This is a genomic window from Shewanella gelidimarina, from assembly GCF_023283945.1.
Taxonomy (GTDB): Bacteria; Pseudomonadota; Gammaproteobacteria; order Enterobacterales; family Shewanellaceae; genus Shewanella; species Shewanella gelidimarina.
In genome coordinates this window covers 66,589-92,819 of the sequence record NZ_JAKIKW010000012.1, presented here as the reverse complement: position 1 = coordinate 92,819, position 26,231 = coordinate 66,589, and the positions used below count along the sequence as shown (strand labels likewise).

Genomic DNA, 26,231 nt, shown 5'->3' with positions numbered 1-26,231 from the left:
CATGGCTAAGATTATTTTTTACCCTTTCCTTTATTACCACCACTGGAGCCGCTCAGGCTCAGGCTAACCAAGGCCGTTGCCGTCATATCACCGTCGCTAATGGTGTAGCTAAAACTGTCGCTACTCTTAAAGCGCTTGCCTGGGGTGTATAACAGCTGCCCACTGCTAGTGATTTGTACACTGCCCTTGGCACCTTGGCTCACCGAGACGATAACAAGCTCATCGCTTTGCGCATCGGAGTCATTGCCTAGCACATCAATAGTGACCGACGTTTTAGCGGCCATACTCACACTATCATTAACCGCAACAGGCGCAGTATTAGTGGCTGATTGAACCGTATAACTGACACTGTCACTGTCTATATAGCTTGTTTCAATGGCATTTTTCGCGTTAACGGCGATGTTAAATGAACCCTCGGTCGTTGCAGCGTCAGAAGTGATCATAATATTCACCACCGCACTGTCACCCGGTGCTAGGTTCACTTTCGTATTGCTTGCGCTCCAGCCAGTCGGGACATCGGCAAACACCTCAAAACTGGCCTCTAAACAAGCCTCGCTATCATGACTGGTTACCGTTGCACTGTAACTCACCTGAGTGGCCGCTACCACTTCGGCTCCTTGAGGATCTGATACCACAATAGCAGGCGCTGCTAGCGTACAAACGGGTAATGGGTTTGATACCGTATAACTGGCTATAGCATTGCCGGTATAGCGATTATCTAGTCGATTTTGTGCACTTAAATCGAAATCATAAGTACCATCTTGCGCCACTGTGGATGACTCCACGTTTAAGCTAATATTACGGCTCTCACCCGCAGCTAAACTTACAGCTAGCGTATCAACGCTCCAGCCTGCAGGCACATTAGCGGTTATATCAAAATCACTGCTCGCACAGCTGCTGCTATCCTGACTGGTTATGCTGCCACGATAGGTCGCAACCGTCCCAGCAGCCAGTTCACCACTGTTGTCAACTGACAACATCAATCTTGGACTCGCCATGACGCAGGTCGCGACAGGAGAGTCCACCACATAACTGACAATTCCGGTCTGAGCATAATCGCTATTACTGCTGTCTGCTGACCTTATTTCAATATCGTAAAATCCATCGGCAGCGGTATCTGATGAGCTTACATTCAGTGTCACCATCCCACTCATCCCAGGCGCCAATCTGAGGCTTGTCTGAGTAGCTGACCAGCTACTGGGTACAAATGCAGACACATCATAATCAGAGGTTGAACAACCAAGACTGTCATTATTAATCACCGATGCACTGTAAACCACAGCGGTACCCGCTGCGACCCAAGCACTCTCGTTTGGCAGCAATGACAAACTTGGATTAGCCTTAACGCAGCTTAGACCTGAGTAGCTAACATTTACGCTCGCTCCAGTAGTATCGGCCCATTCAGTCGTTATCGTCACGCCGGCATCAATATCGGTATAGCTGGCGCCGGCCAACAAAGCCGAATCGTCCAAGTCACGCAAGCCACTATTTGGGATCATGTCGAGTAGCAGATTACTCTGCACATCATTTTCCGTTGCTAAATGCAACACCACACCGTCTGTAACGCCACTTTTTCCTTCGAGGAAATTATCAAAGCCTATTGGCTGTCGATACTCAAGGTAGTACCACAGCGGCTGCCCGGTATCAGCATCAATGCCGCGTCGTACCTTTAGCCCCTTGGCTTTACCCGCAATCGCTGTTTCATAGGGTTCAAGTTGATAGCTGCCATCACTCTCGGCAGTGATAATTTCGCCCGCAGAAGACGTGATCCAACCGAGTTGTTGCTTACTAAAAGCATTAAAATGACCTGTTATTCCAGATTTACCCATGATATCCATGGTATCGCCATATTCGGCTGAAGCGCAGCGGGCACCGATAATATCCGCTCCACAATCGAGATCCTTAGCATGGTGCAATCCAAGGTTGTGACCCAATTCATGTCCCACTGTGCGGAGTGTCATTGAACCGTTGATAAATGCACGAGAAGGGCTTCCGCCAATGGTTCCCTGCCCCGTCCAGCCGCAATTGCTATTCTCTGGATAGAGATAAATCCAGCGATCGTAATTGTTGACATCAATGCCGCTGTCGATAACCGCTTGGCGTCCGTAATTGTCGACTGCGTTAGTACTACAAGTCGCATCAATTGGTAGGGTGAAATAGCCTTGTACATCTCCGCTTAACCAAGTTCGCCCATAAGACGCTTCTTGGTAATAGTCGTTTACACGACCAAAAACTAACTCCTGCGCCTGTTCAACAGTCCAGGGCTGGCTGGTATTATTTTGAAAATTGACCAGCAGCACCAAGGTGCGTTGCTCGCCAGTGGTATTCGATAACATTGACTCGGAAACGGTGGCTGTCGTTATCGCAACGCTGGGATCCGCGAGCAGCGCCAAACTATCTAACTCATCATTGAGCACTAACGCGCTTGAGTCCATCTCATCCGAGTTATCGTCTGTAAACATCCAGCCTTTAGCGGTTACCCGAGTCCCGGGGTACAGTGCATCAGCTTGGGTATTTTTAGACAAATACAACTCAATAGGTCCATTCTCTGTCATTAATGAATGGCGCAGGTGACTCTGACTGCTATCAGCATAATCCACATATGAGACTTGCAGCTCGCCTTTAAGCTCACGCTTTTGAGTCAGCATAGCGAGCACGTCGTCCGGCATACCGGAACGGGTCGCGGCCGGCAATACGGCACGCACCGCCGCTGTGGGATCGGTTTTTACCAGTTCGATAAGCAGTGCCTGACGTGCTTGCGCGAGTGTCATCAACTCTAACTTAAGTTGTTTTTTACTAGATTTGTTCGCATGACGATACTCCGCCATACGATTGGCAAGCACCAATGTCTGTTCTTCTGCTTGTTGTTTGTGGGCGTGTTTGTCTTTAGTTAGCGACTGACCTTGGGCTGAGGATTTCTCGTGAGCTACTATATTGGCATGTGCGTTTGCAGCAGAATTTGAAAATGCTGAAAAGGTGAAGGCCGAAAAAACCAATAAACCGACGCCTGATAGTTTGCAAAAATTGGTAGCCGAGTTCGATGCCAATCTGACATTTTCTTTGTTCAAAAATCATTACCCCTAAAAATCAAACTTACTTATTTAATCCGATCTAATGACAGATTTTTATTGTTGAGCTTTCTGGTACTACAGTGATCAAATTATCGACTGCAGAGCGTCGCAGCGCTTGCCCACTCTGGGCTGACCAGCTAAGTCTGCGGGCATACTAGCAAAAATATTGGCGAATTTACAAACAGCAATTGATCGTTTTTTGATCGATCGCTCACTATTTAGCCAGTAGCAGCGCTAAGTAATTGAAAAGGAGGAGTTGCTAAAATTATCAATGATTATTTACTATTTTGGTGCAGGATTGTTATCAGAAGCTAGAGAGAGCGACATCTGAAAGTTTCAATTTATGCTAACGGGTATTAACCATTAGAGCTGTTAACGCTATCAATAAGGTGTTGTGCAAACCAGCTATTAAAAATGATTTATAGCGAGAGTGAGAATAGCAAAAAAGCGCTCAAAGGCGCTTTTTAAAATACATCAATTCAGAGCTTAATTTTAATCTCTGTTTCGCGGGTCCTAACGACCCTTTAATGTAGTTAGCCTTCGATTAGCGGCTCTGCTTTGTTTTCAAGTAGCACTGGAATGCCATCATTGATCGGGTAAGCTATCTTATCAAATTTGCAGATAAGCTTTTGATCTTCTTTGCTATACTCTAGCTTTCCTTTGCATACTGGACACGCCACAATTTCGAGTAATTTTTTATCAAATGCCATGCTGTTACCTTTGTTTATCTATGGCCAGTTGTTTAATGCGGGCCAGGAGTTGTTGATCAAATGAAGGTGGTAGCTTCGCATCTACGGCTAAATACCACCAGTTATCTTTTGCGAATTCGCGACATTTCACCGCATCTTTTTCCGTCATCAGTAACGGACGTTCACCCGCGAGCGCTGTTAGCTCCGCTTCGGTATAAGCGCTGTGGTCGTCAAATGCCTGTACTTTATCAGGCCTGAAACCTAAGTCCGATAAAGTATCAAAAAAGCGGCTTGGGTTACCAATGCCCGCCATGGCCACAACGGCTTGCTCAGGTTCAGGGGCTTTTAATTGACTTATATTTGCGCTGACAGAGTGCCAACGTGTTGGTTGCAGCCGCATTTGCTGTTCATTCGCTTTGGCAGTCCCGCCATTAATAATAACGTGATCGACCGTAGAAGTACGCCAACGCCCTTCCCTTAATGGGCCAGCAGGCAGCAGCATACCGTTACCAAGACGTCGCTCACCATCAAGAATAATAAGCTCAATATCGCGCCCAAGCGCATAATGTTGTAAGCCATCGTCACTGATAATGATATCGACTTCAAAATCAGTAAGCAGTTGCTTTGCTGCGTCGATACGTTTTGAACCGACCACCATAGGAGCACCAGTTCTCGCCACTATCATGGCGGGTTCGTCCCCGACCTGATGGGCATTATCGCCGAGCCGCACGGAGCGTACACCTTGGATTTCTACGCCATATCCGCGGCTAATGATGCCGGGTTTATAGCCCTGTTTACGCAACAATTCGACTAAGTAGATCACGGTAGGCGTTTTACCACTGCCACCCACGGTGATATTACCCACAATAATCACCGGCACAGGCAGAGTAACTTGCGTCATTAAACCTGTCGAAAATAATTGCCGTCGAAGCCAAGTGACTAAACCGAACAATACCGATAACGGCCAAAACACAAATCTGAGTATATGCCCGTCATACCATAATTTGTTTACCCAAGACTGCATTTAGCTTCCTACTGAGGTCTGAATGATGATAAGTAATGATTAGCCATAGAATGCATGTTTTAAGGACTCAACTACGTGGATTAGCACTTAACATTAACGATAAATACTAATAATTTGGCCCCTATTTGGCCCCACCTCAAATAAAAGAATCTAACTAAAGCCAAAAACCCTACAGCTAATGGGCTAGAAATAGCATAACTCACAGTAGCTTTTTTATGCTCAAAAATACACAAAATAGCAATCTATACCATCGGTGCCCAAATCGAGTTATGAGCAAGCGGCGCTGATTTTACAGCAGATAGTGGACTAATGCTTATACATTTTAAATATTGCTCTTTTCAATGAATAAGCCACATCTTTAGACCGGACTTCAATTTGAATTTTAATTCACTAAATTCGACATGCCAATCAATTATCGTTGATTTACAGAGTAACTGGATAATTTTTAAACCTAGAATAATCAACAAGATAAAAAATCAATTTTAAGCATATAACTCAATTGTAGCCACTTTCACACCTCGAAACCATAAGCGACTGAAAATATGATGTAAATTAGTATTTAAATGGCTACCAACGAGTTATAACTCAATTGTAGCCATTTAGTGAGCTCAGGATTAAAAAAATCAGTAAACCTATAAATAATATATGAAAAAACAACAAGACAAAATCGATTCGGCTACGAGTGAGTTAGTAAAAGTGGCTACGAATGAGTTAGAAAAACATAACTCATTCGTAGCCACTTTTAGACTTAAAATTCATAAACTTAAAATAATGAGTACATAACTCACTCGTAGCCATTAGTCCAAATATAACTCGTTCGTAGCCACTATTAACCTTTAATATCAAGCATTAAGATTTAAACAACGCATGGTCGTCAATTTGTTCTCTAGATTTAAAGCAAGAGAGAATTTAGATAGAATAGAGAGTTTTTTTAAATTTTTAGAACTAATTTTTATCAAGTTGCAGATGGCAACTTTAAGAGTGTAATATTGCTAATGCTACCATAGTATCAAACTGCAAATATAATCCATTAAAGCGATGGTTAAGAAGCCCTAGCACACTCTCCATCGCATAGTTTGTAACCAAGAACTAATTTATACAAGAGTAACGTCCAGCTGAGCTCATTTCAGAGTCACATTCAAATATTCATATCTAACCAATAAAATACGGACACCCAGAATATTCATGTATATGCATAATGCTTTTTTGATTTCTAAGCGTTAGCACTGCGTTAATGTTAGAGCTCCCACTTTTTCACTCAATCTCATAAACTTGTTCAATTTTAAAATTCCTTTCATTTAAGCAAGAAAGCTAAATTCGCTACACCCGTCCCTATTTATTGATGACTTACTACGCCGTAGCCAAAAGGAATCAATAGATAATGAAATCACCATATCAACTTAAACTTCAATCACTAGGCTTCTTACTAAATGTTCTTTTAGAGGGGATCCATGCAGAAGTGGAACTGGAAGATAAAGTGCAACTTTCAAACGAAACAGAACTGGCTTATTTAACCTATGTCTTAAATAACCAGCTAAGTCGACAATCTGTATCAGACGTTGATCAAACCATTGCCATGAAGTTTGTTGAGCAATACTTCAGTAGTTTGCTCACTACGCACCTAGTTAACCATGAGGACAAATTAACCAACGACTAGGAACTACAATGGGCAATACCAAATCAGCGTTTATCCGTGAGTACCAAAGAAAATCGAAGTCTCCTTGGGAAGATCACTCTACAGTGTTACTGCTTGCGGACTTTGAGTTTGATGACGATGAAAACATTAAACTAAGCTTTACTCAATATGTTTATCAGCATCGTGATTCAGCAGGACGAGTGCTCGGTATCAGTGTCAGTAAATCGATACTGGAGGACAATCCAGAGTTTGATAGCCAGTACCTTACAGGTATTGATATGTACATAACATTGCTGTTACTTAAAGAAGACATACAAGGCTTTTGTGGTCACTTTGCTTCAGAGTTTGAAGCGATATATGGTCTACCACCTCAGATTTATTTTGAGGCTACAGAGTTACATTGGGCCGAAAAGCTCAATGAAACACTGTAAATTTACTAGCGAGCCATTAGGCTCGCTTTTTCTACGGAACCATCGAAATTTAATCGACTGATTTAAGGCCATAAAACAAGAAAGCACTAATCTCGAATCAACTCACCCTCGACAATATCAAATGGTAATACCTTTATCACTGCTCCATTGTTAAATCTAAAATCTGGTAACGGCCGCATAAATTGATTTGTTCTTGGATAGATTAGCCAAATTTCAGATTTATCCTGTTTCTTCTGATAAGTCTGGTTATACGCCAGCATTTGATAAATATCAGCTTCCTTAATGCCATACTTTTCATTCGGTAGCTTCTCGTCAATCAATTTCCATTTAGTGTCACCAATCACAACGCTAACGGTTTCATTATCATTATGAGTAATATGTAAATCAGGTTTTAACTGAAATAGCATACGAGCTTTATCTGCAGCTGGTGCCTTATGGCTGAGTAGATACTCCTGCCTAACCTGAGATTTAACTTCACAGTCATGTAGTTGCTGCTTAAGTTTTAATGCTACGTAATCTTCGAATACTCTCTCCATAGGGAATAGCATCGATAGCATTTGGCTTTTACCCGCTGTAGAAGTTGGGCTCTGTTCACTAAAAATCATCTCTATCCAAGGACGAATAGACTCATAATGCCTTACATGTCTTCCTCGTTGCCAAGATCTTATATCTTGCCTAATACTCTTTGACTCTGGAATATCATTTAAGTGAAACAGATATTCATGACAAAGTTGTTTGGTATTAGGTGTTACGCGCTTAATTGCCCACAATAATGCAGATCGAATAAGCCTATTTTCAGGACGGTTAGCTGAAAAATCATCAAAGGCCAAATAGTGTTTATGCTTTAGTACCAGATTGTGTTTAATCTGCTGTGACACAAGTAATTTCCCCTTCAAAAAAGGGAGATTGTCTTCAGTGGATTGATAACTTCTTGCAACACCGCGCTTAATTAAGTTAGCAACCTCTTCAAGAAAAAGAAGAATAAACACATCAAGCAAAGGCATTCTAGTCATGTTCAGGGAAGCGTTATTAGCCACTTTACTGGGGATGTGTCGAGTAGCCTTCAGCATATTAATTAAAGCATGGCGAATTATCTTTAACTCTCCATCATGATCATCTGAAGCAGTAGATGTTTTAGAAATCTTCGGTAATATCTCTAGTTGATCACCGTTAGGCAAACATATAACACCTACATAGTTTTGGCAGACTAATACCTCTTGCCTTTTTTCAAAACCATAACGAAAAATCTGGTTATGATCGGACTCGTTACACAACATTAAACGTTTTAATGCGTCAAAACATTCATCATCAAGATACAAGTTTCCAGCTTTGAACGACGTAACATCGTCTCGATATAGCCTAGCGAACTCATAAACAGACCAGGTTGACATAGTCTACTTTCCAGCCTCATCACACAGAGAAAAAGCAAGGTCATTAATACCAGCGTAAATATTTGTATATGCTTCAAGACTTTTTAAAGACTCTTGATTCACGCTGTATACCTTAGCTGCATATTCATCTTTTGAACCAAGCCAAATACTCCGAGCATTTTCTTGCTCTTGGATCATGCCATTGTTGTTAAGAACCTGAGATATCTTCTCCCAATCTTCAAAAAAGTACTCTTCAAGCAATGGTAATATTGCTGTTTTAAATTGATTCGATAACTCATCAACAGATTTAATCTTCATCAGTAACGCGTGACCTATGATGTGCTCTCTATCCAACAATAGCTCGATGCGTTGATTCATGGCAAACAACATACGCCGAACATTTACTCCTTCAACATTATTGGCTAATAAACTGTAATCAGTGCGTAGCTCTTTAAACTCAAAGCGGCGGCGTAGTGCAACATCAATATGCGTCAAAGACCTATCCGCGGTATTCATTGAACCTATGATATCCAGATTGGCGGGTACGCTAAATAGTTCTCCGGAATAAGGCAGAGTGACAAACAACGCATTTTCGGTACCTGTGCGCTTATCCACTTCTATCAAGCTGATTAACTCACCAAAAACCTTACTGATATTACCGCGGTTAATCTCGTCAATCACGATTGCATAGCGATGTTCCGGATCAGCTTTAGCAAGCTTACTTATACGCTTAAATACGCCAGGCTTAACGGAATAACTTATGTCGCCATTATCATTTGTTTCAGGGCGTAAGCCCTCCACAAACTCCTCGTAGCCATATGATTGATGGAAGGTCACAAATTCATATCGCTTCACTGTCTCAACTTTTGTAGGCCCTTTATTAAGAAACTCTAGTTTAGAAACGTACTCCGAGAGCTGTTCATTTTTATCCTCTACAATGAACCACTGACTTTTTTGTGTCTTATCAAATACTAATGGTTCCGTACGTTTGTCATATTTTACCGTCTTTGAATCAGCAATAGTATGAGTCTGAAGAGCTGCCCAAGCAGTTTGAGCAAAATTAGATTCTCGGCCATTAACCTGCAATTTTGCCAAGAAGAACTTGTGCTTAGTTATATCCGAAACACCATTTTCGCCACCGATATCTATCAGAATGAGTAAGACCACCTCAAACCAACTCAGCTTTTCTACTTGCTGATTGAGCCACAATGACTCATCAATAATGGTATTAGGTGCTGAATAGTTATTTTTAAGTAATTTTTGTAATTTGAATGTTTTACCTGTTCCTGGAGGCCCATAAAAAATAATGTTTCTAGCTAAACAGAGTCCCGTTGCTGAAGATTCCGATTCATAAAAGCTATCTTGACCTTCACTTATACCCTGTACTTGCTTCTCCTGCTCGTTAACCACAAGATCAATATACAGCTGCCAGATAAAAGTGTTAACGATAAATGGGTCATCATCTACGATGCCAACATTAGCCAGGGACGTTTTCAGGTTAATATTCTTTTCAAGCCAGTTTCCATTCATAGAAACTTGAACATCAAACTTACTCTTAAGCGCTTTAGCTAGCTTCTTTATATGCTCTTCATTTAAAACTGTTGTTAACTTGATTGGATCCGCTGCAGCAAAAACTCTGTGGATCACTCCCCATTTTATCGAGTTAAAGTTACCTTCACTCTTCGATTTCTTGGCCCAAGTATAAACTTCTTCCAATGTTTTGCTTGTTGGCGATTCGAGGATTTTTACTGTAATACCGCTTAACTCTGAGAAGAGCTTAGTATATTCATCTTCGCTTAAAAAACCTGGACTAACATTCGCAAATCCTGCATCAACATGCTTCCAAATTTTTAAAATGAAACTTTCCTCTAAATCATCTTTTGAACTGATTTTATGTTTAGCAACTTCATTACAGCACTCGCGATATGGAACTATCCACTCCATATCAGGATTATCTTTATAACGACTAAATCGTTCTAATAATGTTTCGCCGTCTACTACAGCTAATACCTCAAAGCCAAGTTTTTTTGAATAACTTACAAAATTACGAATATTCCCAATGCCCCATTGGCTATTAACCAATACCTCAACACCGTCTTTTGTACGTAGCTTTTGCGAATCATTTTTAAAATAGCGGCGTAATACGTCATCACTTACAGCTAATTTCTCTTCAAATGTTGCTAGAGAAATAACACATTCTGTAGTACCAACTTCAGGCTTACCAAAGACGTCTACTAATTCTTTAAATGTAGGTGACCGCTCTTCAATGTACTTAGTCATCACAGCAAGTACCAACTGACCCTTTCCGTATATTTGACCATTAAACTGATACTTGGTGTTATCTCTAGGCATTCTACTTTCCTAATAAAAATCGTTAATTAACTATAAGCTTAAGCCACCTGATTGGCTTTAAAGTTCTCGGCTTGGTCAAAGATCTCTTGGTACACTTCGTCACGGCTAATTGGCGGGTAGCCAAATTTAGCGAGTATCAGAATAAGCTCTACTTTTAGAGTCGCTTTAATGTCGTCTCTATGGTTCCAATCAGTGAACTTAGCTTTATCATCAACAATCACTTTTACCGCTTTAGCGAGCTCTATGAGCTTGTCTTCTGGATAGTCAAAGTCGTATTTAATCGCTAAAGATTTAAGCGCATCGTAAAAGGCTTTCTCTTCGATATCGATACCGAGTTCATCACCTGAGTTCATCTCGTCTCTTACGCCATAGATAAGGTCGACCATGCTATCTGAGAACTCATCGAGAACCTCACTGACCAGTACATCGTCTTCTTTACGTTCGTTGTAACGTTCAACCAATGCCTGGAAACGTTTAGTAAAGTCGATGCCTTGAACTTGGTTAACCTTTTTAAGTTGACCAATCGCCTCTTCTAATAATTTTTGCAGTAGCTTTATCTTGGTGTTGGGCAGCTTAATTTTACTGATCTTATCGATATAATCATCATTGAAAATGTCAATTTCACTACCGTCTTCATTGCCCAGTTTAAAGATCTCTTCCACACCATCACTTTGCAGTGCTTCGCTGATCATTTGACGCACTTTAGCGTTCATCTGAGCGGTGTCAGGTGCTTCACCTTTAGTGAGTTTGTACACAATAGAACGGACTGCTAAGTAAAAATGAATATGATCACGTTCAGCTTCATTAAGTTTTTCACTACCACAACAAATGTCATAAGCCGCTTTTAATCGCTTCACCATATCCATAAAGCGTTTTTGGCGTTTCTCTGTGATCAACACAAATTCAGCTGCTTCATTCAAACAATTTAGCTGTGCCACAACTTCGCCACTAAAGTAAGGTGCGGTGTTAAATCGGTGAAATAAGCTGGCTAATAACGATAAATGGTTTTTAACCTCTTTTACCGATTGCGCCACATCTTCAAAATTTGTTTCATCCGTTTTAGAATATTGAGCCAAGGCTTTATTCATCGCTGATTTAATACCAATATAATCGACGACTAAGCCTTTATCTTTGCCTTCAAATTGTCGATTAACCCGCGAGATAGTTTGAATCAAGCTGTGCTTTTGCAGCGGCTTATAGATGTACATGGTATCGAGGAACGGCACATCAAAACCTGTCAGCCACATATCCACCACAATGGCGATCCTGAAGTTTGAGTTCTTGTTTTTAAACTGCTTATCTAACTCTTTACGTTCGTCTTTGCTACCGAGCAGATAATAAAGACCTTCAACGTCATCTTTACCACGAGTCATCACCATTTTTACTCGCGTTGATGGTGCCGCTATCCGACCTTCGGTAATCGCTCGTTGGCGTTCTTTATCACTCAGCGCACTGGCGTTGTCGGTATCAATCACTTCAAACCAATCAGGTCTAAGTAGTTCCAACTCTTGATAAACTTGATAGGCTATCTGACGACTACTGCAGACAAACATCGCCTTACCCGCAATCGTCGAGCCTTCATCTAAGCGTTTTTGGTAATGCTCTACAAAGTCTTTCGCCAACACGGTTATGACGTCAGGATCGCCCAATATAGAATTCATATTAGTGGTCGCTTTTTTGCTTTCCTCTATCTGCAACTCGTTACTACCAGCCGCCTCACAATCTTTATAATATTTTTCAATCTCAGCAAGCTTGCTGCTGTTTAATACGACCTTAGCTGCTCGGCCTTCATACACAATGCGTACGGTAATTTCATCTTTTACTGACTCGGTCATCGTATAGGAATCAACAATCTGACCAAACACGTCTAAGGTCGCATCCACGGGGGTGCCAGTAAAACCAACATATGTCGCATTCGGCAATGAATCATGCAAATATTTTGCGAATCCAAAACTTCTCTTCACAGTGCCCTTTTCTGCATCAACAACCACTTTTTGATCTAGGTTAACTTGGCTACGATGAGCTTCATCAGAAATACAAATAACATTACAGCGCTCGGTAAGCAGCTCTGTATCTTCGGTGAATTTATGAATAGTCGTAAGGAATACACCACCACTGTTACGGCCTTTTAGGGCTTCACGTAAATGAGCTCGGCTAGTGACCGTTTCGATGGTGTTATCACCAATGTAGGTTTTGGCTTTTCCAAACTGCTGTGACAGTTGGTCATCTAAATCAGTGCGATCAGTAATGAGTACAATGGTTGGACTTTTAAAAGCGACACTCTTCATCAACAAACGTGATAAAAATTGCATGGTAAAGCTCTTACCGCAGCCTGTTGCACCAAAATAGGTACCGCCTTTACCGTCGCCAGTGATATTGCCCAATCCATCATCTTGTTTTTGATGCAGCTTAATATTTTCAAATAGCTTTTTAGCCGCGTAATACTGCGGATAGCGAGGCACAATTTTCACTTCACTTTTCCCTGTATCGGGGAAGAAAATGAAATGGCGCATCACATCTCTCAAACGTGCTTTATCGAACAAGCCTTGCAGCATAGTATGTAACGACGAAATCCCCTCTTCTGCTACCAGTTCATTACCCGACACTTTTCCCCAAGAATAGAAAAATTGATATGGCGCAAACAGGCTACCCATTTTATTGTTTACACCGTCGCTTATCACGCATAGCGCGTTATAGACAAACAGTTGCGGAATATCACGGCGGTAACGAATAGTGAGTTGCTCAAAGGCTTCGTGAATCGTCGCTTCTTCACGAATGGCGCTCTTAAACTCAAACACCACCAGTGGCATGCCGTTAATGTATAAGATCCCATCGGGAATACGTTTTTCACCTTGGTTTTTCGCCAAGCTTCCTTCAATCTCTAATTGATTAACGATGCGATAAATATTGGTATCGGTACCCGTGCTTGAAGATTCAATTTTAGCTTGCGTATCGGTCGTTCCATCATCAACAAAGAGGCTGGAAGTCTTCCCTGTAATAGGCTTGGGCTGATAGCTCGCAGACCCTTCGTCTACCCTGTTTGTCGACAATGCAGTTTGTGACATTGAATTCGGCACTTGAGGCGGTGCTAATAGGCTTTGACGAACGGTTTCATCAACATTGTCGTAGTCAATAAGCTGTATATACAGATCTTTTTGGGATACCGAAGCAACTTTTCTATTAGTTGCACGCTTTATCCCTTCTCGTTTTAATAAAAAACCATCGCTAAGCCACTTACAAAAAGTTTTATTACTTTCATACAAATCACTGGCAGACAAATCTTCAAGCTTTTTGATGATAGTGGCAATTTCACTATCGGTAATTTTCGCATGTTGATATCGAGTCGCCAAAAATGCCTTAAGATCATCCTTAATCAACACTTCTGTATTATTGCGACAACCTATAGCAGAAGAAGCGCCATTAAGATGCGGATAGCCCTTCTCATCTAACAGCTCAATAATTGCTTGCTCTAACTTAGTTTCAGTGAATTTCATTTTTATTTTTATTTTCCTAACAAATCCATTTATTATGTGAATCTTGATTTTTTATTCATGCCCCCTTTATAAATAGAGGGCTAGTTTAACCAATGTGAAGCCATACCTTTATTAAAGCGCAGACATTAAAGCAAGAAGCGTCAAAGCGCGAATACCAAAACGCTCGCTATAGTTACTTTTGTCACCACCTTAGCGCCAATCAATATATTTAACATTGACGATATAGCGCTAAGCGTTACCCCTCACCCTTGAGCAAATCCTCAGCATCAGGAATTTGTAACTCGCCAGAAATGAGCTTGGGGAGTAAGGTGTCACGAATTTTGGTTAGGCTTTTATTTTGGTCTAAGTTACTTTTAGACTTTAAAGTTAGCGAATCCAATACTTTATCAAACTCACGTAATACAGGCTCACTAGGTAAAAGGAAGTCAATGCTCCTTAACACCTTTAACGATAAATACTTCTGAGTTGTTCCCGCCATTCTGGCGTTAAGATAATTCTGCATGAGTGGTGATTTTAGCAGTAGATAGAAATAGTTTTTCAAACTCATAGAGGCTGATGTTTTAAATAATCCTACATTCTTGATTGCGTAGTCTACGGGACTATCAACTACCAGGTATGGAATACCAACAGTTCCTATCATTGTTAATAAAATATCTCCGGTATCGACCTTACTTCTGGCATTAACCTTTTCAAAATCTATTTTTGATATTAAATATGAGCTACTTAAGTCTAAATCGCCAGATGTGATGTGTTTGGACGTAACCAGAGGAAAACCTTCGTCAGATTTTTTTGGGGAGTCATGAGTCCCATCCCTTACATCTATAAGCTTACCACTGATTCCTGATTCCCACCCCTTCGGTATCCAACCGAGTTGTTCGTTGTGTTCGAACTCGCTTGGGAAGTGTGGGTGGATGGCATCGTTGAGCTTTTTATTGAGCTCTTTATTAAGAGCAGGCGCGGTTAATGCTGGCGATAAAAGGTCGTCAGTACCTTGTTGCGTGCACAGAGCCTTCAGGCGGGCAGCGGCCTTAGGTAATAATACGTCTGGGAAGTCACTCGGTAAGTTCTCTAGCTTAAAGTCATGCTTAGCCAACAGATTATCGAACACAGGATCGAACTCGACAAACCAGCTTTTAAACAGCGTTTGCGCCATTTTCTCAAGAGTTTGGTTGGTTTGCTGGTTCAAACGCCGTTTATCGTCAATTGCTTTTAGAATTTCAACTATTTTCGCCTGTATAGAACGAGGAGGAAGTGGAACTTCCAATTTTTTGGCAGAACCAACATTAAAGTGCTGTTGAACAGCACCTACAATGTGAGCATTAACCTGCCCATATGCTAGAGCGTTCATAAAGTAAGACAAATAATGCGCACACAAGACATCATTATTCACTCTTGCAATTACAATATCAGAACAGTTTGCTTCAGCAAGCCCATCAGGAATTACACATGTTGTTCCAGGCTTTCCTGTTCTAACTATTGCGACATCACCTGGCTTTAAATTCGATTTAGACAGTTTCTTATGGAATTCAGGAGATACAAACTTCATGTCATTCCAATCAACTTCGTATTCACGTATATTTTTTGAACGAAGAAAAGGAATTCCAGCATGAACATATTCATGCGTCATAGAGCCGACAAACCCTACAGTGATCTCTTCACAAAGCTCCCCTAGTCGCTCACTTTTCCACTTATTCGCCATAACCCAATGCCTCCAAGTTTCTGCGGATAGCAGCATCCAGATCTTCGGCTCGTTGCATCTGGCGATAAAGGCTTTGGCTAAGTTCTGTCATCTTGGTTTCAAACGGAATGCCGTCATCGATGATATCGGCAGCGCCGACGTAACGGCCTGGGGTTAACACATAATCATTGGCAGCCATTTCAGCGAGTGTGGCTGATTTAGAATAACCCGATTTATCTTGGTACGTTTTTAATTCACCCGCTTCGTCTAAAACCGTCTCGCCACGCCATGTGTGATAGGTTGCGGTGATGTGGGCGATGTCTGCATTGGTGAGTTCTTTAAGCGTGCGGTTAACCATGGTGCCCATCTCGCGAGCATCGATAAACAAGGTTTCACCTTGGCGATCACGGCGCTTAAACATGCCCTTCTCGTCATTGCCACGCTTGTCTTTACTGATGAACCATAAACACACCGGAATCTGAGTGGTGTAGAACAGTTGGCCTGGTAGGGCTATCATGCAATCGACTAAGTCGTTCTCGATGATTTTTTGGCGAATATCGCCTTCGCCACTGGTATTAGATGACATTGAGCCGTTGGCTAGAACGAAGCCTGCGGTGCCGTGTTCGCTAAGCTTGGAGATCATGTGCATGATCCACGCATAGTTAGCGTTGCCAGTTGGCGGTGTTGGGTAACCCGCCCAACGGGGGTCATCAACGAGTTCATTTTCGGCGCGCCACTGCTTTTGGTTAAACGGTGGATTAGCCATAATGTAATCAGCTTTTAGGTCGGGGTGTTGGTCTTTAAAGAAACTATCACCAGCCACATCACCTAAATTACCTGAAATCCCACGAACTGCGAGGTTCATCTTGGCCAGTTTATAGGTGGTATTGGTATATTCCTGCCCATAAATAGAGATGTTTTTCTGGTTACCATTGTGGCTATTAATAAATTTAAGCGATTGAACAAACATACCGCCAGAACCACAGCATGGGTCGTAAATTTTGCCCGAAAACGGCTCTATCATATCGGCAATTAATGTCACGATTGATTTTGGGGTGTAGAACTCCCCTCCGCCTTTGCCTTCGGTGGCTGCAAATTTACCTAAAAAGTATTCGTAGACGCGGCCAACAATGTCTTCTTCGCTCTTAATATCGCTTTTGATATCATTGCCGCTGTCGACACTCTTAACGATAGTGTCAATATTATTGATGGTGTCGATAAGCGCCGATAACTTGCTGGCATCGAGGCCAAGGCGTGAAAAGTAGTTGTCTGGCAGTGCGCCTGCTAAGGATTTATTGTTCTTTTCTACGCTATGTAACGCACTATCGATTTTAACGGCGATATCGTCTTGCTTTGCATTAACTTGAATGTGTGACCAACGCGCCTCTTCTGGTAAGTAGAACACGTTTTCCATGGTGTAAAAATCCACCATATCAATATACTCGGTACCGTATTCTTGCGTAATGGCGGCTTTGCGTACTTCAAACTTATCGCTGATAAACTTAAGAAATATTAGGCTGAGCACAATGTGTTTATATTCAGACGACTCAACACTACCACGCAGTTTATTAGCGCTATCCCATAGTGCCTCTTCAAATCCGAGTTGGGGTTTGTTGCTTTTCGCTTTTTTCGTTTTTGGCTCAGCCATTGTACTTCCTAGTTAAATTCTGGATAAAATCACAGCTAAAATCTGGATTAACACGTTAAAAAAATATCGCCATGGCGGTTAATGCTATTGAAACTATTGCAATCCATATGGATCTTTTAGCATTTTGATTCGATTGTTCTGCCGCGTTGAGAGATTGCTTTGCAAGCTCGATAGCCTCTTCTGACCGTAACAGTGATACATAAGAAAGGTAGCTATAGTACGTCTGCGGATTAAGCTGCCAATAACCAGGGTTAGCGTGAGATTTGTGGCTATCAACTGTTGTTAAACTCGTCATGCTATTTCGGCCATTCGGTTCTAGGCATATCGTTGTTAGTATTTCGGCAATTCGATATACATCTATACCATTAAGTTGAACGGTTTGCGCCCCTTCAGCGACACTAAATGGTTCGTTTGCTTCACTTTTAGCCAATACAAATGCCGTGACCCTAAGTACATCTGGTGCCGTTCTCGCAATATCCGGTATTTTCACGTCTACTTCCCTGTTAATAACGTTCTACAACAATACTTTATCTTGTTTAATCCAAAAAAATATTCTTTAATTTTGGCAACTGAGCTGCGGTTGATACTTAGCTCCCAATATTAACTGCGCTATTATTGAGGCGATGGTATTGCTTTACAGCTAAAGCTGAATGATGACGGTGATTGAATTCGGTAATTAAAAAAACAAGCTCAAACAAATTCAGCTTGAGCTTGACTGTATTACCTATTGGGCTTTATTCGTCAAATAGGTACTCTTTTTGTTCTGCAAAAACTTCTTCCGTAACTAATTTTGCTTTATGCCCGCGCCCCGTTTGCTGCACCACAAATTGCATAGAATCTTCTAAAGAGATCTGTTCATTATCGTAGTTCCATCCAATGGGAAAATTAGCTGAGAAGGGAGAGATAGCATTAGCAAATGCTTCTATGATGCAATCTTTATCTTCAAAGTCGTCATCATTTAAAATAGAAAGGCGTGATAAAATAGCACAATCAATCATAGTACCTTCAAGCCACTTAGATGAAGAAGCATACCCAGCACACCACTTGATATTTGTCCCTTCAATAAACACTTCTATGGTGGTTGTATTCTCCCCTACAAAGCATGAGCCAAGCATGACTCCGGTGATGTTAAATTGTTTCGAGCGCTCACCGACCATAAACATCAAGTCACCAATATTAACCTTACCCACTTTTTTCTTGTATCCATGGGCAGCAATATAGACCACTGTGCTTTCAAATTTGCGTTTGCATAAACAGTCTAATGCTTGTTCAAAGCTTTTTTTATCGTAAAAATTAGCATGGAAAACCTCCGTGTTACCTGCCAATTTAGCAATCCCTTCAACAAAGGGAAGTACACTTGTTCGATTAGAGTCTTCGTTATCCAGCTCCCAAGGTGATTCGAGAACTAGAATTGCTCTATTTGTACTACATACACTCATGCTAAACGTCCTTTTTTGTAATGTTGTTGCATATGGTTTTATGTGTTCGTTAACGATTAATGTAAAAAAAAACATCTGCTTTTTTCAGCTGTGGCTTTATGGTTTAAGCTCCCAATAACCAGCGTAGACGCAGGACTTTTGGCTAACGCCTACAGTTAAACTTATCATACGATTCAGGGTATTTTGTTCCAGGCATATCCTTGCCAATATATCGGAATCTCGATATACGTTTATGCCATGAATATTGAAAGTTTTACGCCCCTTCAGCGACACTAAATGGCTCGTTTGCTTCACTTTTAGCCAATACGCCGTGACCCTAAGTACACCTGGTGCCGTTCTCGCAATATCTGGTATTTTCACGTCTACGTCCCTGTTAATCATCACCAAAATTAAAGTTATATCCGGTAGTATTGATTAAAACACTACCTTTTCAAATATCGGCTTATCACCATTATTAGTCATTAATTCTTGTTCATTATCAGCAATGATATTCAGCACTTGTTCGAGGTATACCCCTTGTTCCGATGCAGTGGTGTTGCGCAAGTAGGGAGGTATAACTTCCAAGAACTCATTTTTAGAGATAGGCTTGAACTCACACAAAGCAGCGACCATCGCGGGACGTAGCAACCTGTTAGCTAATGGTATGTTATTACTTGATTGGGAAATCACAGCTTGTTCAAACTTTTCAAGTCTGGCCATTAGCGAATCATCATTATGACAATAGTCTTCGATTAACTGTTTTTGATGCTCTTCCTGCTCAATAACTTGCTCAATTTCATCTTGTTCGCTATCTGGCTGTACAGCTTCATATTGCTCTGGAACCTCAGTCTTTAACTGGTGTAACAACTCGATAATAGGCTTGAGCTGTGCTTGAGGATTTTTAAACCAATCAGTCGACCATATGCGATTAATAGTCCAGCCTAAACTTTCTAATACTGACTGTCGAAGTCTATCTCTATCACGCGCAGATTTAGCGGAATGGTAAGTAGCACCATCACATTCGATGCCCATTAGGTAGCGACCAGGTTGACCTGGATCTTGTACAGCAAGGTCGATGAAGTAACCTGCGACGCCAACCTGCGGCACACAAGTAAAGCCTTCTGATTTAAGCGCATCCATTACTGATATTTCAAAATCACTATCTGGCTGTTTACCTGTATGAATTTGCTGAGCTAACTTGCCTGTTTGTGCGTAAGCTAAAAAGCTCTTTAGCGCGTGTACACCATCACTGGATGTATCGGATGCCAATATATGACCTTCGGTCATCGAACTAAAGACATGCATACGCTTTTTCGAACGCGTGAACAAGACATTAAGTCGACGGCCACCTGCTGCTGAATTGATTGGGCCAAAGCGCTGTGGCATTTGTGCAGCCCCTGCCTCTTGTGGGCCATAAGTACAGGATATGAAAATAACGTCGCGCTCATCTCCCTGCACGTTTTCAAGGTTTTTAAGGAACAACGGCTCATCTACGTCGGCATTGACTGCTAAAGCGTCTCTGAATTGCTCATCATCTTTTGACAACTCCTCAACACAGCGCTCGATCTGTTCACGTTGCTTAGAGCTCATAGCCACAACACCAAGTGATTCATTTGGTCTATTTAACAAATGCTTACGCACCGCTTCTGCAATGACTTTTGCTTCTTCTATATTGTGCTGATTAACAAAACGGCCCAGTTTCACGTGGGTAAACTTAATACCAAACTCTTCACTTTTACTCGACGGTGATGGGAAGACGACAAGATTACTGTCGTAGAACTTCTGATTTGAAAATGCAATTAAGCTTTCATGACGTGAACGATAATGCCAACGTAAGCGCCTTGCATTAAACATGGGTAGTGATACATCAAGTATGCTTTCGGACTGCTCAATAGCCGTTATATCTTCATCATCAATTTCTATGGCCTTATCGAAAAAACTAGTCGGTGGTAATTGCTTTGGATCACCAACCACCACTAACTGTTTTCCCCGTGCAATAGTCCCGAGTGCGTCTTCAGGTTTAATCTGTGATGCTTCGTCCATCACAATAATGTCAAACTCTATCTGACCAGGTGCTAGATATTGTGCAACAGAGTGTGGCCCCATCATAAAGCAGGGTTTTAACTCTACTAGAGACTTACTTGCGCGTTTAATTAACTGACGGACAGGAGCATGACGTGTTTTTTTATTCACTTCATGATTGATGAGGCCCATTTCTGTGTAGCCATTAACCTTTCCACTTGCTATACCTGATACAACTTTTTTCATGCCATTTTTGGCCACTTCAAATGCTATTTTCTCTTGCTGTAGCGACTTTAATTTATTGTCATACTCAGCAAACTGTTTACGAATCGCGTTCTGTTCAGCACCCGAAAAGTAAGCTAGTTCTTGACGTTCCTTGATGATTTCTCTTGCTAGGATGTCATATACTGAATAAAGATATATTTTCTCAAGATCATCGAGGCCGATAGCTCCAGTTTCAGTGTAACGTAGCAGTTTTTCTAATCCCTTATCAGATAGTGCACTTCTAATCCGAATAAAGTCGACCCATGTACCAAGCCATCTAGGCTGGCTTACTGCTCGTTGATTACGCGCTATCCAAGAGTCAACTGTAGTTGACTCAATGTCGTACCAAAATGGTTCATCCAAATTGGCTTTTTCTGAAAATATTTCGAATGCTTGATTATAGTTTTGATATTGAGATTCTATATTTGTTAAGGCTTTACTTAGTAATTCGCTATCTTCGTTTGTTGGGCAGGTTAAGTAGTACTTTTTTAATTGTGTAGATTTTAGATTCTTTATCGCTTTATTGAGCACTAATGTCGACGCTATAACTCCTTCACTGCGTTCGCAGTCATCACGTGCCGACAATTTAACTTGATTGCCAAATATATCGTCGAGTAATGTTTGCGATAATAGTTTTTGCTCTAACGTCTTAAACTCTATAATTTGTTGTATATCTGTACCTAACTCGACTAACGACACATCTTTTTTACAAGCAGATTGTAGGCTTTTAATGTTTGATTCCAATTGCTTAGATAAAACATCGAACCCCAAAACCTGGTCATTAAAGTCAATTTCGTGATCATTGAATATTGCATGAGAAAGAAGCTCTCCCAAGGTCTGATGAGATTCAGAGAAGCTTTCTAGTTGTTGTAGTGTTTTGGATGTGGAAAGGTGTTTTATACCCTTAAATATTTCATTGGTAGATTCAAATAGTGACGTTGCGAATGGGACTTTTTTACCGAAACCAATACCAAATGACGCCCTGACCTCCTTGTACCACTGACGTATTACAACGATATCTTCAATCGGTGTGTTAATTCCGTTGTATTCACTCTGTAAAAGAGATAGATACATCGGCTCTCGATTCAGCTCATCCAATAAGCCTTTATAAGTAATCAAGTCCTGTAAGTGTTGCGTCAACTTATTGAACTTATGCTTACTGTTATTTGAAATAGTGAGTAACTCATGCCTTGCAGAACGCCAGTCGCTGTCGAGCCAACGAAAGAAACCAGCCTCACTGATACTTTCATCTATCGTGATGAGCTCTGAAACTGTTGGTAATGTATTCAAATCAAAATATAAGCCTAAAGCTTCATGCAACCTTTTAAGCTCTGGTAGTACTTCTAGTAGTTTTGGTAAATGCGCATCAAGTAAATCATTGTCAAACAATTCATTGCGGCGAGGTACGTAGACGCTATCTAACTCTGAGAAGTGCTTTATAAACTTATTCAAGTCCACAAAGCCTTTGAAATCACCTGTTAGATTACCAGCCAATTTGGGTTGATGTTCTTTTAGCGTACTTATATCGTCCATTAGTGCTAAATAAAGCGAGTTTAAATCATTCAGTTTTTTAACTGTTTGAAACAATGCCGAAAGCTGAGTATCACTATCAAGACAGAGTTTATTTAACGATATATGTGCCTTAATTATTGCAGATAGATCACTTGGTTCATCAAATACTGACGCTTCAAACTTTGAAATTAGGTGCCGATGCAATCTTCTGGACAAGCTGTAGTCTTTTAAACATGACTTTAAATTCTCATCCAAGCTCTCATTTTCATGGATTAAATTTAAAGCTTTAGGATCTTCTTTACCTGTAACTGTAGGCAGGGTTTGTGCATCTATAAAGAGTAATTTCAATACCTCGATATCGCCCAAATTCTGTTCGCCTATTTGCTCACTAAACGGGGTGATGGCAGCATTGAGCTGATTTAGGTTATCAATAGCATTCTGAACTAAGGCACACACTTCCTCACACTCAAAAAGTTGTATTGACGTGTTATAAACGCCAAACCATGGATGATCAGATAATTCAGCCTCTAAGCCTAATTGCGCCTTAACTTGTTGATAAACATCTGCATAACGACGTAGACTATCAATGGTTCTTCTGGCCGAGATTTCATCGAACTTTTCACCATTAATTTGCGAGGGCTTGATATCATCCAATGATACTGAATCAAACTCTTCTCTATAACGTGTGGCTGCGGAAAAAATTTGGTGAATAGTTCTACCAGTATTCTTCCATTCACTATTGATCAAATTAGCGTATTCACTGAGAGCTTTCTTTTTCTCCTCATACATACCGATGTCGATTGAAATCGAATGAGGGTAACGATAATCATCTTGTTTATTGATTCTTCGCTCTATGTTTTCATAGACCTGTTTTTTCTGGGTTTTGTGGCTATGCAGCTCTAAACAAAAATCTCCTAAGCCTGCTCTTTCTAAACGAGATTTAACCACTTGAAGCGCTGCCATTTTCTCCGCAACAAATAAAACCTTTTTACCCTGAGAAATCGCTGCAGCGATTAAATTCGTAATCGTTTGCGACTTTCCAGAACCTGGAGGCCCTTCGATAACAAGATTTTTACCCTTTATTGCATCCATTAAAGCGCTGTGCTGTGAGCTATCCGCGTCATCAATCAGTGGATATTTTTCGTGGACGCCTTCGACTTTATCAATAGGGTATTCAACTGAAAAACCAGATCCAGTGCTAGTATTCTCTTTGCCTTCCTTTGCAAAAAACATCTGTAAAATATCGTGATTCTGAATGTTGCTTTGTCCATCCGGCCAACGTGAAGGGTCGAGATCCAAGTACATTAACAATTTACCGAAGTCGAACATTGCCAACGTAGAATATCGCTTTATTTTCCACTGTGGTTTATTCCGAAACACATTATTTTCTACTTGTTTAAAGTACTCTTCAGGCAGAATGTCTTCATTCAATTCTGGCAGATGGATTTGAAAATCATGTTTGAGTTTTTCACTTAATGACAGGTTGGGTATTATATCTTCACTAGTATATTCAATAGTATATGTGTAGGTACCTGTTTTCTTATTTAATGAAGCACGATCAACTTTAACAGGGATTAAATACAAAGGAGCTTGTCTGACAACATCAGAGTTGTCATCTTCAAACCATTCCAGAAAACCAAAAGCCAAGTAAAGTATATTTGCGCCAGCTTCTTCTATAGCCGTATTAGCTTTAGATCTGATATTTCGAAGTTGAGCTTCTAACTCTCTTGGGTAGAGCATAGATTGGATATTTGAATCTGTATGTTTGGAGTCTTTAGTTTTGTAACTAAGTGGTAATTCGTAGCTGGTATTTAAGCCCAGAACTTTAGCCCACTCCTTTGCTGTTGGATCGGCCTTAATTCTGACTTCTTGGCCTTTTTCATCGATAGTTATATAGCCATACTCGATGAGTTCTTCTCTTTTAGGTTCTTCAACAGGAATAAACGTATATGGTTTACTTTCGAGAATATCTGCAGCGAGCTGATTTGGCATCTCATCGATAACTCTAATGAATCCAGTTTTACCATGTCGAAAGTTGAGAAGACGGTTTCTTCCTGTAAGATCTAGTAGCCTATTGCGAATCGATTGCAGTGAATCAAAAGCAAAATTATCATTTGATGTTCTAATTATTGGGCTGTCCATAGTATTCTCGCAATCCTTGTCTTTGCCCTCAACAGGCTTCGTCGCTGCAGAACTTATTTTTATGTCTACTAATGACCATTGATAATATGGGTTTATTTGAACTTTGTCTTTCAAATCATAATATAAACACTGATTAATTGATTTTTTGTTAGTATTACATTCGAGAGCTAACTCTTTTGCTGTCTGGTTGGGATTCGTTGTTAAAATAGCCAGAACGGCTTGGGTTATTTTGCTCATCGCTCTCTCTTTTATTTAATACTACTGTAATTATATTTAACGCTGGCTTTCTACAACCAACATTAGGGTTTGTTGTGGGTACTTAGAACGTGCTCATTTTTAAGTTTCCGACCTCCAACTTTATAAGAACAACATATCACCATTAAAAATGGCGTTACGTCTGTCACAAAATACACTTAAAAAGTGATGAAGCACTTACTAAATGAAAGCGAGAACAGCAAGAGGTAAACACCTTGAAAAATATAAGTTAAAAGCAATATAAAAAACAACGAACAACAACCAAAACCTATGAATTGCCATTACTTTCCATTAACTCCCCTCACACGTGACTACTTAGCAGTGTGATGATAAAGAAGTCACAATGTGACAACTCTCAAAGCCTAGTAATTGTGCGCCCAGTTTGAGCGAATATACTGAGAGGGTGATTATTGATGGGCAAATAAGTGCTGAACACCTACCACGAAACCGATGATAGTGTTTACGTTGCAAGGCATCGCTCGCACAATTACGGAAACGACACCTTTGGCGTTTTTTCGTTATTCATCTGGGCGAATTATCCAAGTCAAAAATAGAACTGTGAAAATAGCTAACAAGAATGATTCAATAGGAGTAAACAACCCTGAAAATAGAACGACCGAAGTGGTAAACGCGGTTAGTAAACAAGCAAGCCCCGTTGGAAAAGTTTTTTCTGTTCTTTGTCAGGATTAATCAATTTTTTCATATATTACCGCATCCTTTATCATCACTGTCGAATTACGGTAACACTAACGCAGACAAAGCAAGAGATCAACATACTGTTTTAATTGATATTTTAATATTTTAATATTTTAATATTTTAATATTTTAATATTTCCGCCTTCGAAAAATTTCATCACTTAATACACACAGTTTAAAATGTCACTACGCTAATTTGAAACGCCGGATAAATATCGATAATTTTGTTTTCAATGAAAACTAACAGTCATAGAAAATGGATGTTAGCTCGCCACATAATGACGTGCGAAATACCAAGCTATTCTCAAGCAATTGCACATCCCCTGTAAGCATATTTCTCATTTTCTTATTTTTATCTCCTCTTGTGGGCATCTCTTCTGTAGTGGATCATCAAATTTGACCTCCCCTTTGGAGACTTTCTATCTGGATAAGGTAATCAATATACTATCACCAACATGATTCTTGCTGCTCAGTTCAGTTTTTGTTATTTGTTCTAAAAGAGGACATTCAACTGACTTCCAGTCGTACA

Annotated in this window: 13 protein-coding genes; 2 read left to right on the top strand and 11 right to left on the bottom strand. The window is 40.6% G+C overall.

The genetic code is table 11. From position 1 onward, the window contains the following. Window positions 1-11: 11 nt before the first annotated feature. The 3 genes from L2729_RS11915 to lpxK form a co-directional block, all read right to left on the bottom strand. Window positions 12-3,068 (bottom strand): Ig-like domain-containing protein, encoded by a 3,057-nt coding sequence (locus L2729_RS11915; protein ID WP_248988472.1) that lies wholly within the window; start codon window positions 3,066-3,068, stop codon window positions 12-14. A gap of 536 nt (window positions 3,069-3,604) precedes the next feature. Continuing rightward, window positions 3,605-3,781: a Trm112 family protein gene (locus tag L2729_RS11910; RefSeq protein WP_248988471.1), complete on the bottom strand. Its 177-nt coding sequence runs from the start codon at window positions 3,779-3,781 to the stop codon at window positions 3,605-3,607. A 4-nt stretch (window positions 3,782-3,785) separates the two neighbouring features. After that, a complete protein-coding gene (gene lpxK / locus L2729_RS11905) occupies window positions 3,786-4,784 on the bottom strand; it encodes a tetraacyldisaccharide 4'-kinase (RefSeq protein ID WP_248988470.1) in 999 nt (332 codons plus the stop codon). A gap of 1,381 nt (window positions 4,785-6,165) precedes the next feature. Here lpxK and L2729_RS11900 point away from each other — a divergent pair. Next, window positions 6,166-6,441 carry a hypothetical protein gene (locus L2729_RS11900; RefSeq protein ID WP_248988469.1) on the top strand — a complete coding sequence of 92 codons (276 nt, stop codon included), beginning with the start codon at window positions 6,166-6,168 and terminating at the stop codon, window positions 6,439-6,441. Between the two features lie 8 nt (window positions 6,442-6,449). Beyond that, window positions 6,450-6,851 carry a hypothetical protein gene (locus tag L2729_RS11895; protein WP_248988468.1) on the top strand — a complete coding sequence of 134 codons (402 nt, stop codon included), beginning with the start codon at window positions 6,450-6,452 and terminating at the stop codon, window positions 6,849-6,851. A gap of 86 nt (window positions 6,852-6,937) precedes the next feature. Here L2729_RS11895 and L2729_RS11890 read toward each other — a convergent pair whose 3' ends face one another. The 8 genes from L2729_RS11890 to hhe form a co-directional block, all read right to left on the bottom strand. Further along, a complete protein-coding gene (locus L2729_RS11890) occupies window positions 6,938-8,242 on the bottom strand; it encodes an McrC family protein (RefSeq protein WP_248988467.1) in 1,305 nt (434 codons plus the stop codon). Window positions 8,243-8,245: 3 nt separating this feature from the next. Then, a complete protein-coding gene (locus L2729_RS11885) occupies window positions 8,246-10,573 on the bottom strand; it encodes an McrB family protein (RefSeq protein ID WP_248988466.1) in 2,328 nt (775 codons plus the stop codon). Between the two features lie 38 nt (window positions 10,574-10,611). Next, window positions 10,612-14,067 carry a type I restriction endonuclease subunit R gene (locus L2729_RS11880; protein ID WP_248988465.1) on the bottom strand — a complete coding sequence of 1,152 codons (3,456 nt, stop codon included), beginning with the start codon at window positions 14,065-14,067 and terminating at the stop codon, window positions 10,612-10,614. A gap of 235 nt (window positions 14,068-14,302) precedes the next feature. Further along, complete coding sequence (locus L2729_RS11875) at window positions 14,303-15,766, bottom strand: restriction endonuclease subunit S (protein WP_248988464.1); 1,464 nt, start codon at window positions 15,764-15,766, stop codon at window positions 14,303-14,305. After that, window positions 15,756-17,393, bottom strand: a complete 1,638-nt coding sequence (locus tag L2729_RS11870; protein WP_248988463.1) for a type I restriction-modification system subunit M — start codon at window positions 17,391-17,393, stop codon at window positions 15,756-15,758. Before L2729_RS11870 ends, L2729_RS11875 begins: the two co-directional genes overlap by 11 nt. 55 nt (window positions 17,394-17,448) lie before the next feature. Further along, a complete protein-coding gene (locus L2729_RS11865; protein ID WP_248988462.1) occupies window positions 17,449-17,883 on the bottom strand; it encodes a hypothetical protein in 435 nt (144 codons plus the stop codon). A 244-nt stretch (window positions 17,884-18,127) separates the two neighbouring features. After that, window positions 18,128-18,832, bottom strand: coding sequence for a hypothetical protein (locus L2729_RS11860; protein WP_248988461.1), 705 nt, complete (start codon window positions 18,830-18,832; stop codon window positions 18,128-18,130). 414 nt (window positions 18,833-19,246) lie between these two features. Then, window positions 19,247-24,988: a DUF4011 domain-containing anti-phage protein Hhe gene (gene hhe, locus L2729_RS11855; protein WP_248988460.1), complete on the bottom strand. Its 5,742-nt coding sequence runs from the start codon at window positions 24,986-24,988 to the stop codon at window positions 19,247-19,249. Window positions 24,989-26,231 lie beyond the last annotated feature (1,243 nt).

Bases quoted from the DNA above. Each gene is read 5' to 3' on its own strand.
- L2729_RS11890 (WP_248988467.1), bottom strand. From the start codon at position 8,242: ATGTCAACCTGGTCTGTTTATGAGTTCGCTAGGCTATATCGAGACGAT.
- L2729_RS11875 (WP_248988464.1), bottom strand. From the start codon at position 15,766: ATGGCGAATAAGTGGAAAAGTGAGCGACTAGGGGAGCTTTGTGAAGAG.
- L2729_RS11900 (WP_248988469.1), top strand. From the start codon at position 6,166: ATGAAATCACCATATCAACTTAAACTTCAATCACTAGGCTTCTTACTA.
- hhe (WP_248988460.1), bottom strand. From the start codon at position 24,988: ATGAGCAAAATAACCCAAGCCGTTCTGGCTATTTTAACAACGAATCCC.
- L2729_RS11870 (WP_248988463.1), bottom strand. From the start codon at position 17,393: ATGGCTGAGCCAAAAACGAAAAAAGCGAAAAGCAACAAACCCCAACTC.
- L2729_RS11885 (WP_248988466.1), bottom strand. From the start codon at position 10,573: ATGCCTAGAGATAACACCAAGTATCAGTTTAATGGTCAAATATACGGA.
- L2729_RS11895 (WP_248988468.1), top strand. From the start codon at position 6,450: ATGGGCAATACCAAATCAGCGTTTATCCGTGAGTACCAAAGAAAATCG.
- lpxK (WP_248988470.1), bottom strand. From the start codon at position 4,784: ATGCAGTCTTGGGTAAACAAATTATGGTATGACGGGCATATACTCAGA.
- L2729_RS11880 (WP_248988465.1), bottom strand. From the start codon at position 14,067: ATGAAATTCACTGAAACTAAGTTAGAGCAAGCAATTATTGAGCTGTTA.
- L2729_RS11860 (WP_248988461.1), bottom strand. From the start codon at position 18,832: ATGAGTGTATGTAGTACAAATAGAGCAATTCTAGTTCTCGAATCACCT.
- L2729_RS11910 (WP_248988471.1), bottom strand. From the start codon at position 3,781: ATGGCATTTGATAAAAAATTACTCGAAATTGTGGCGTGTCCAGTATGC.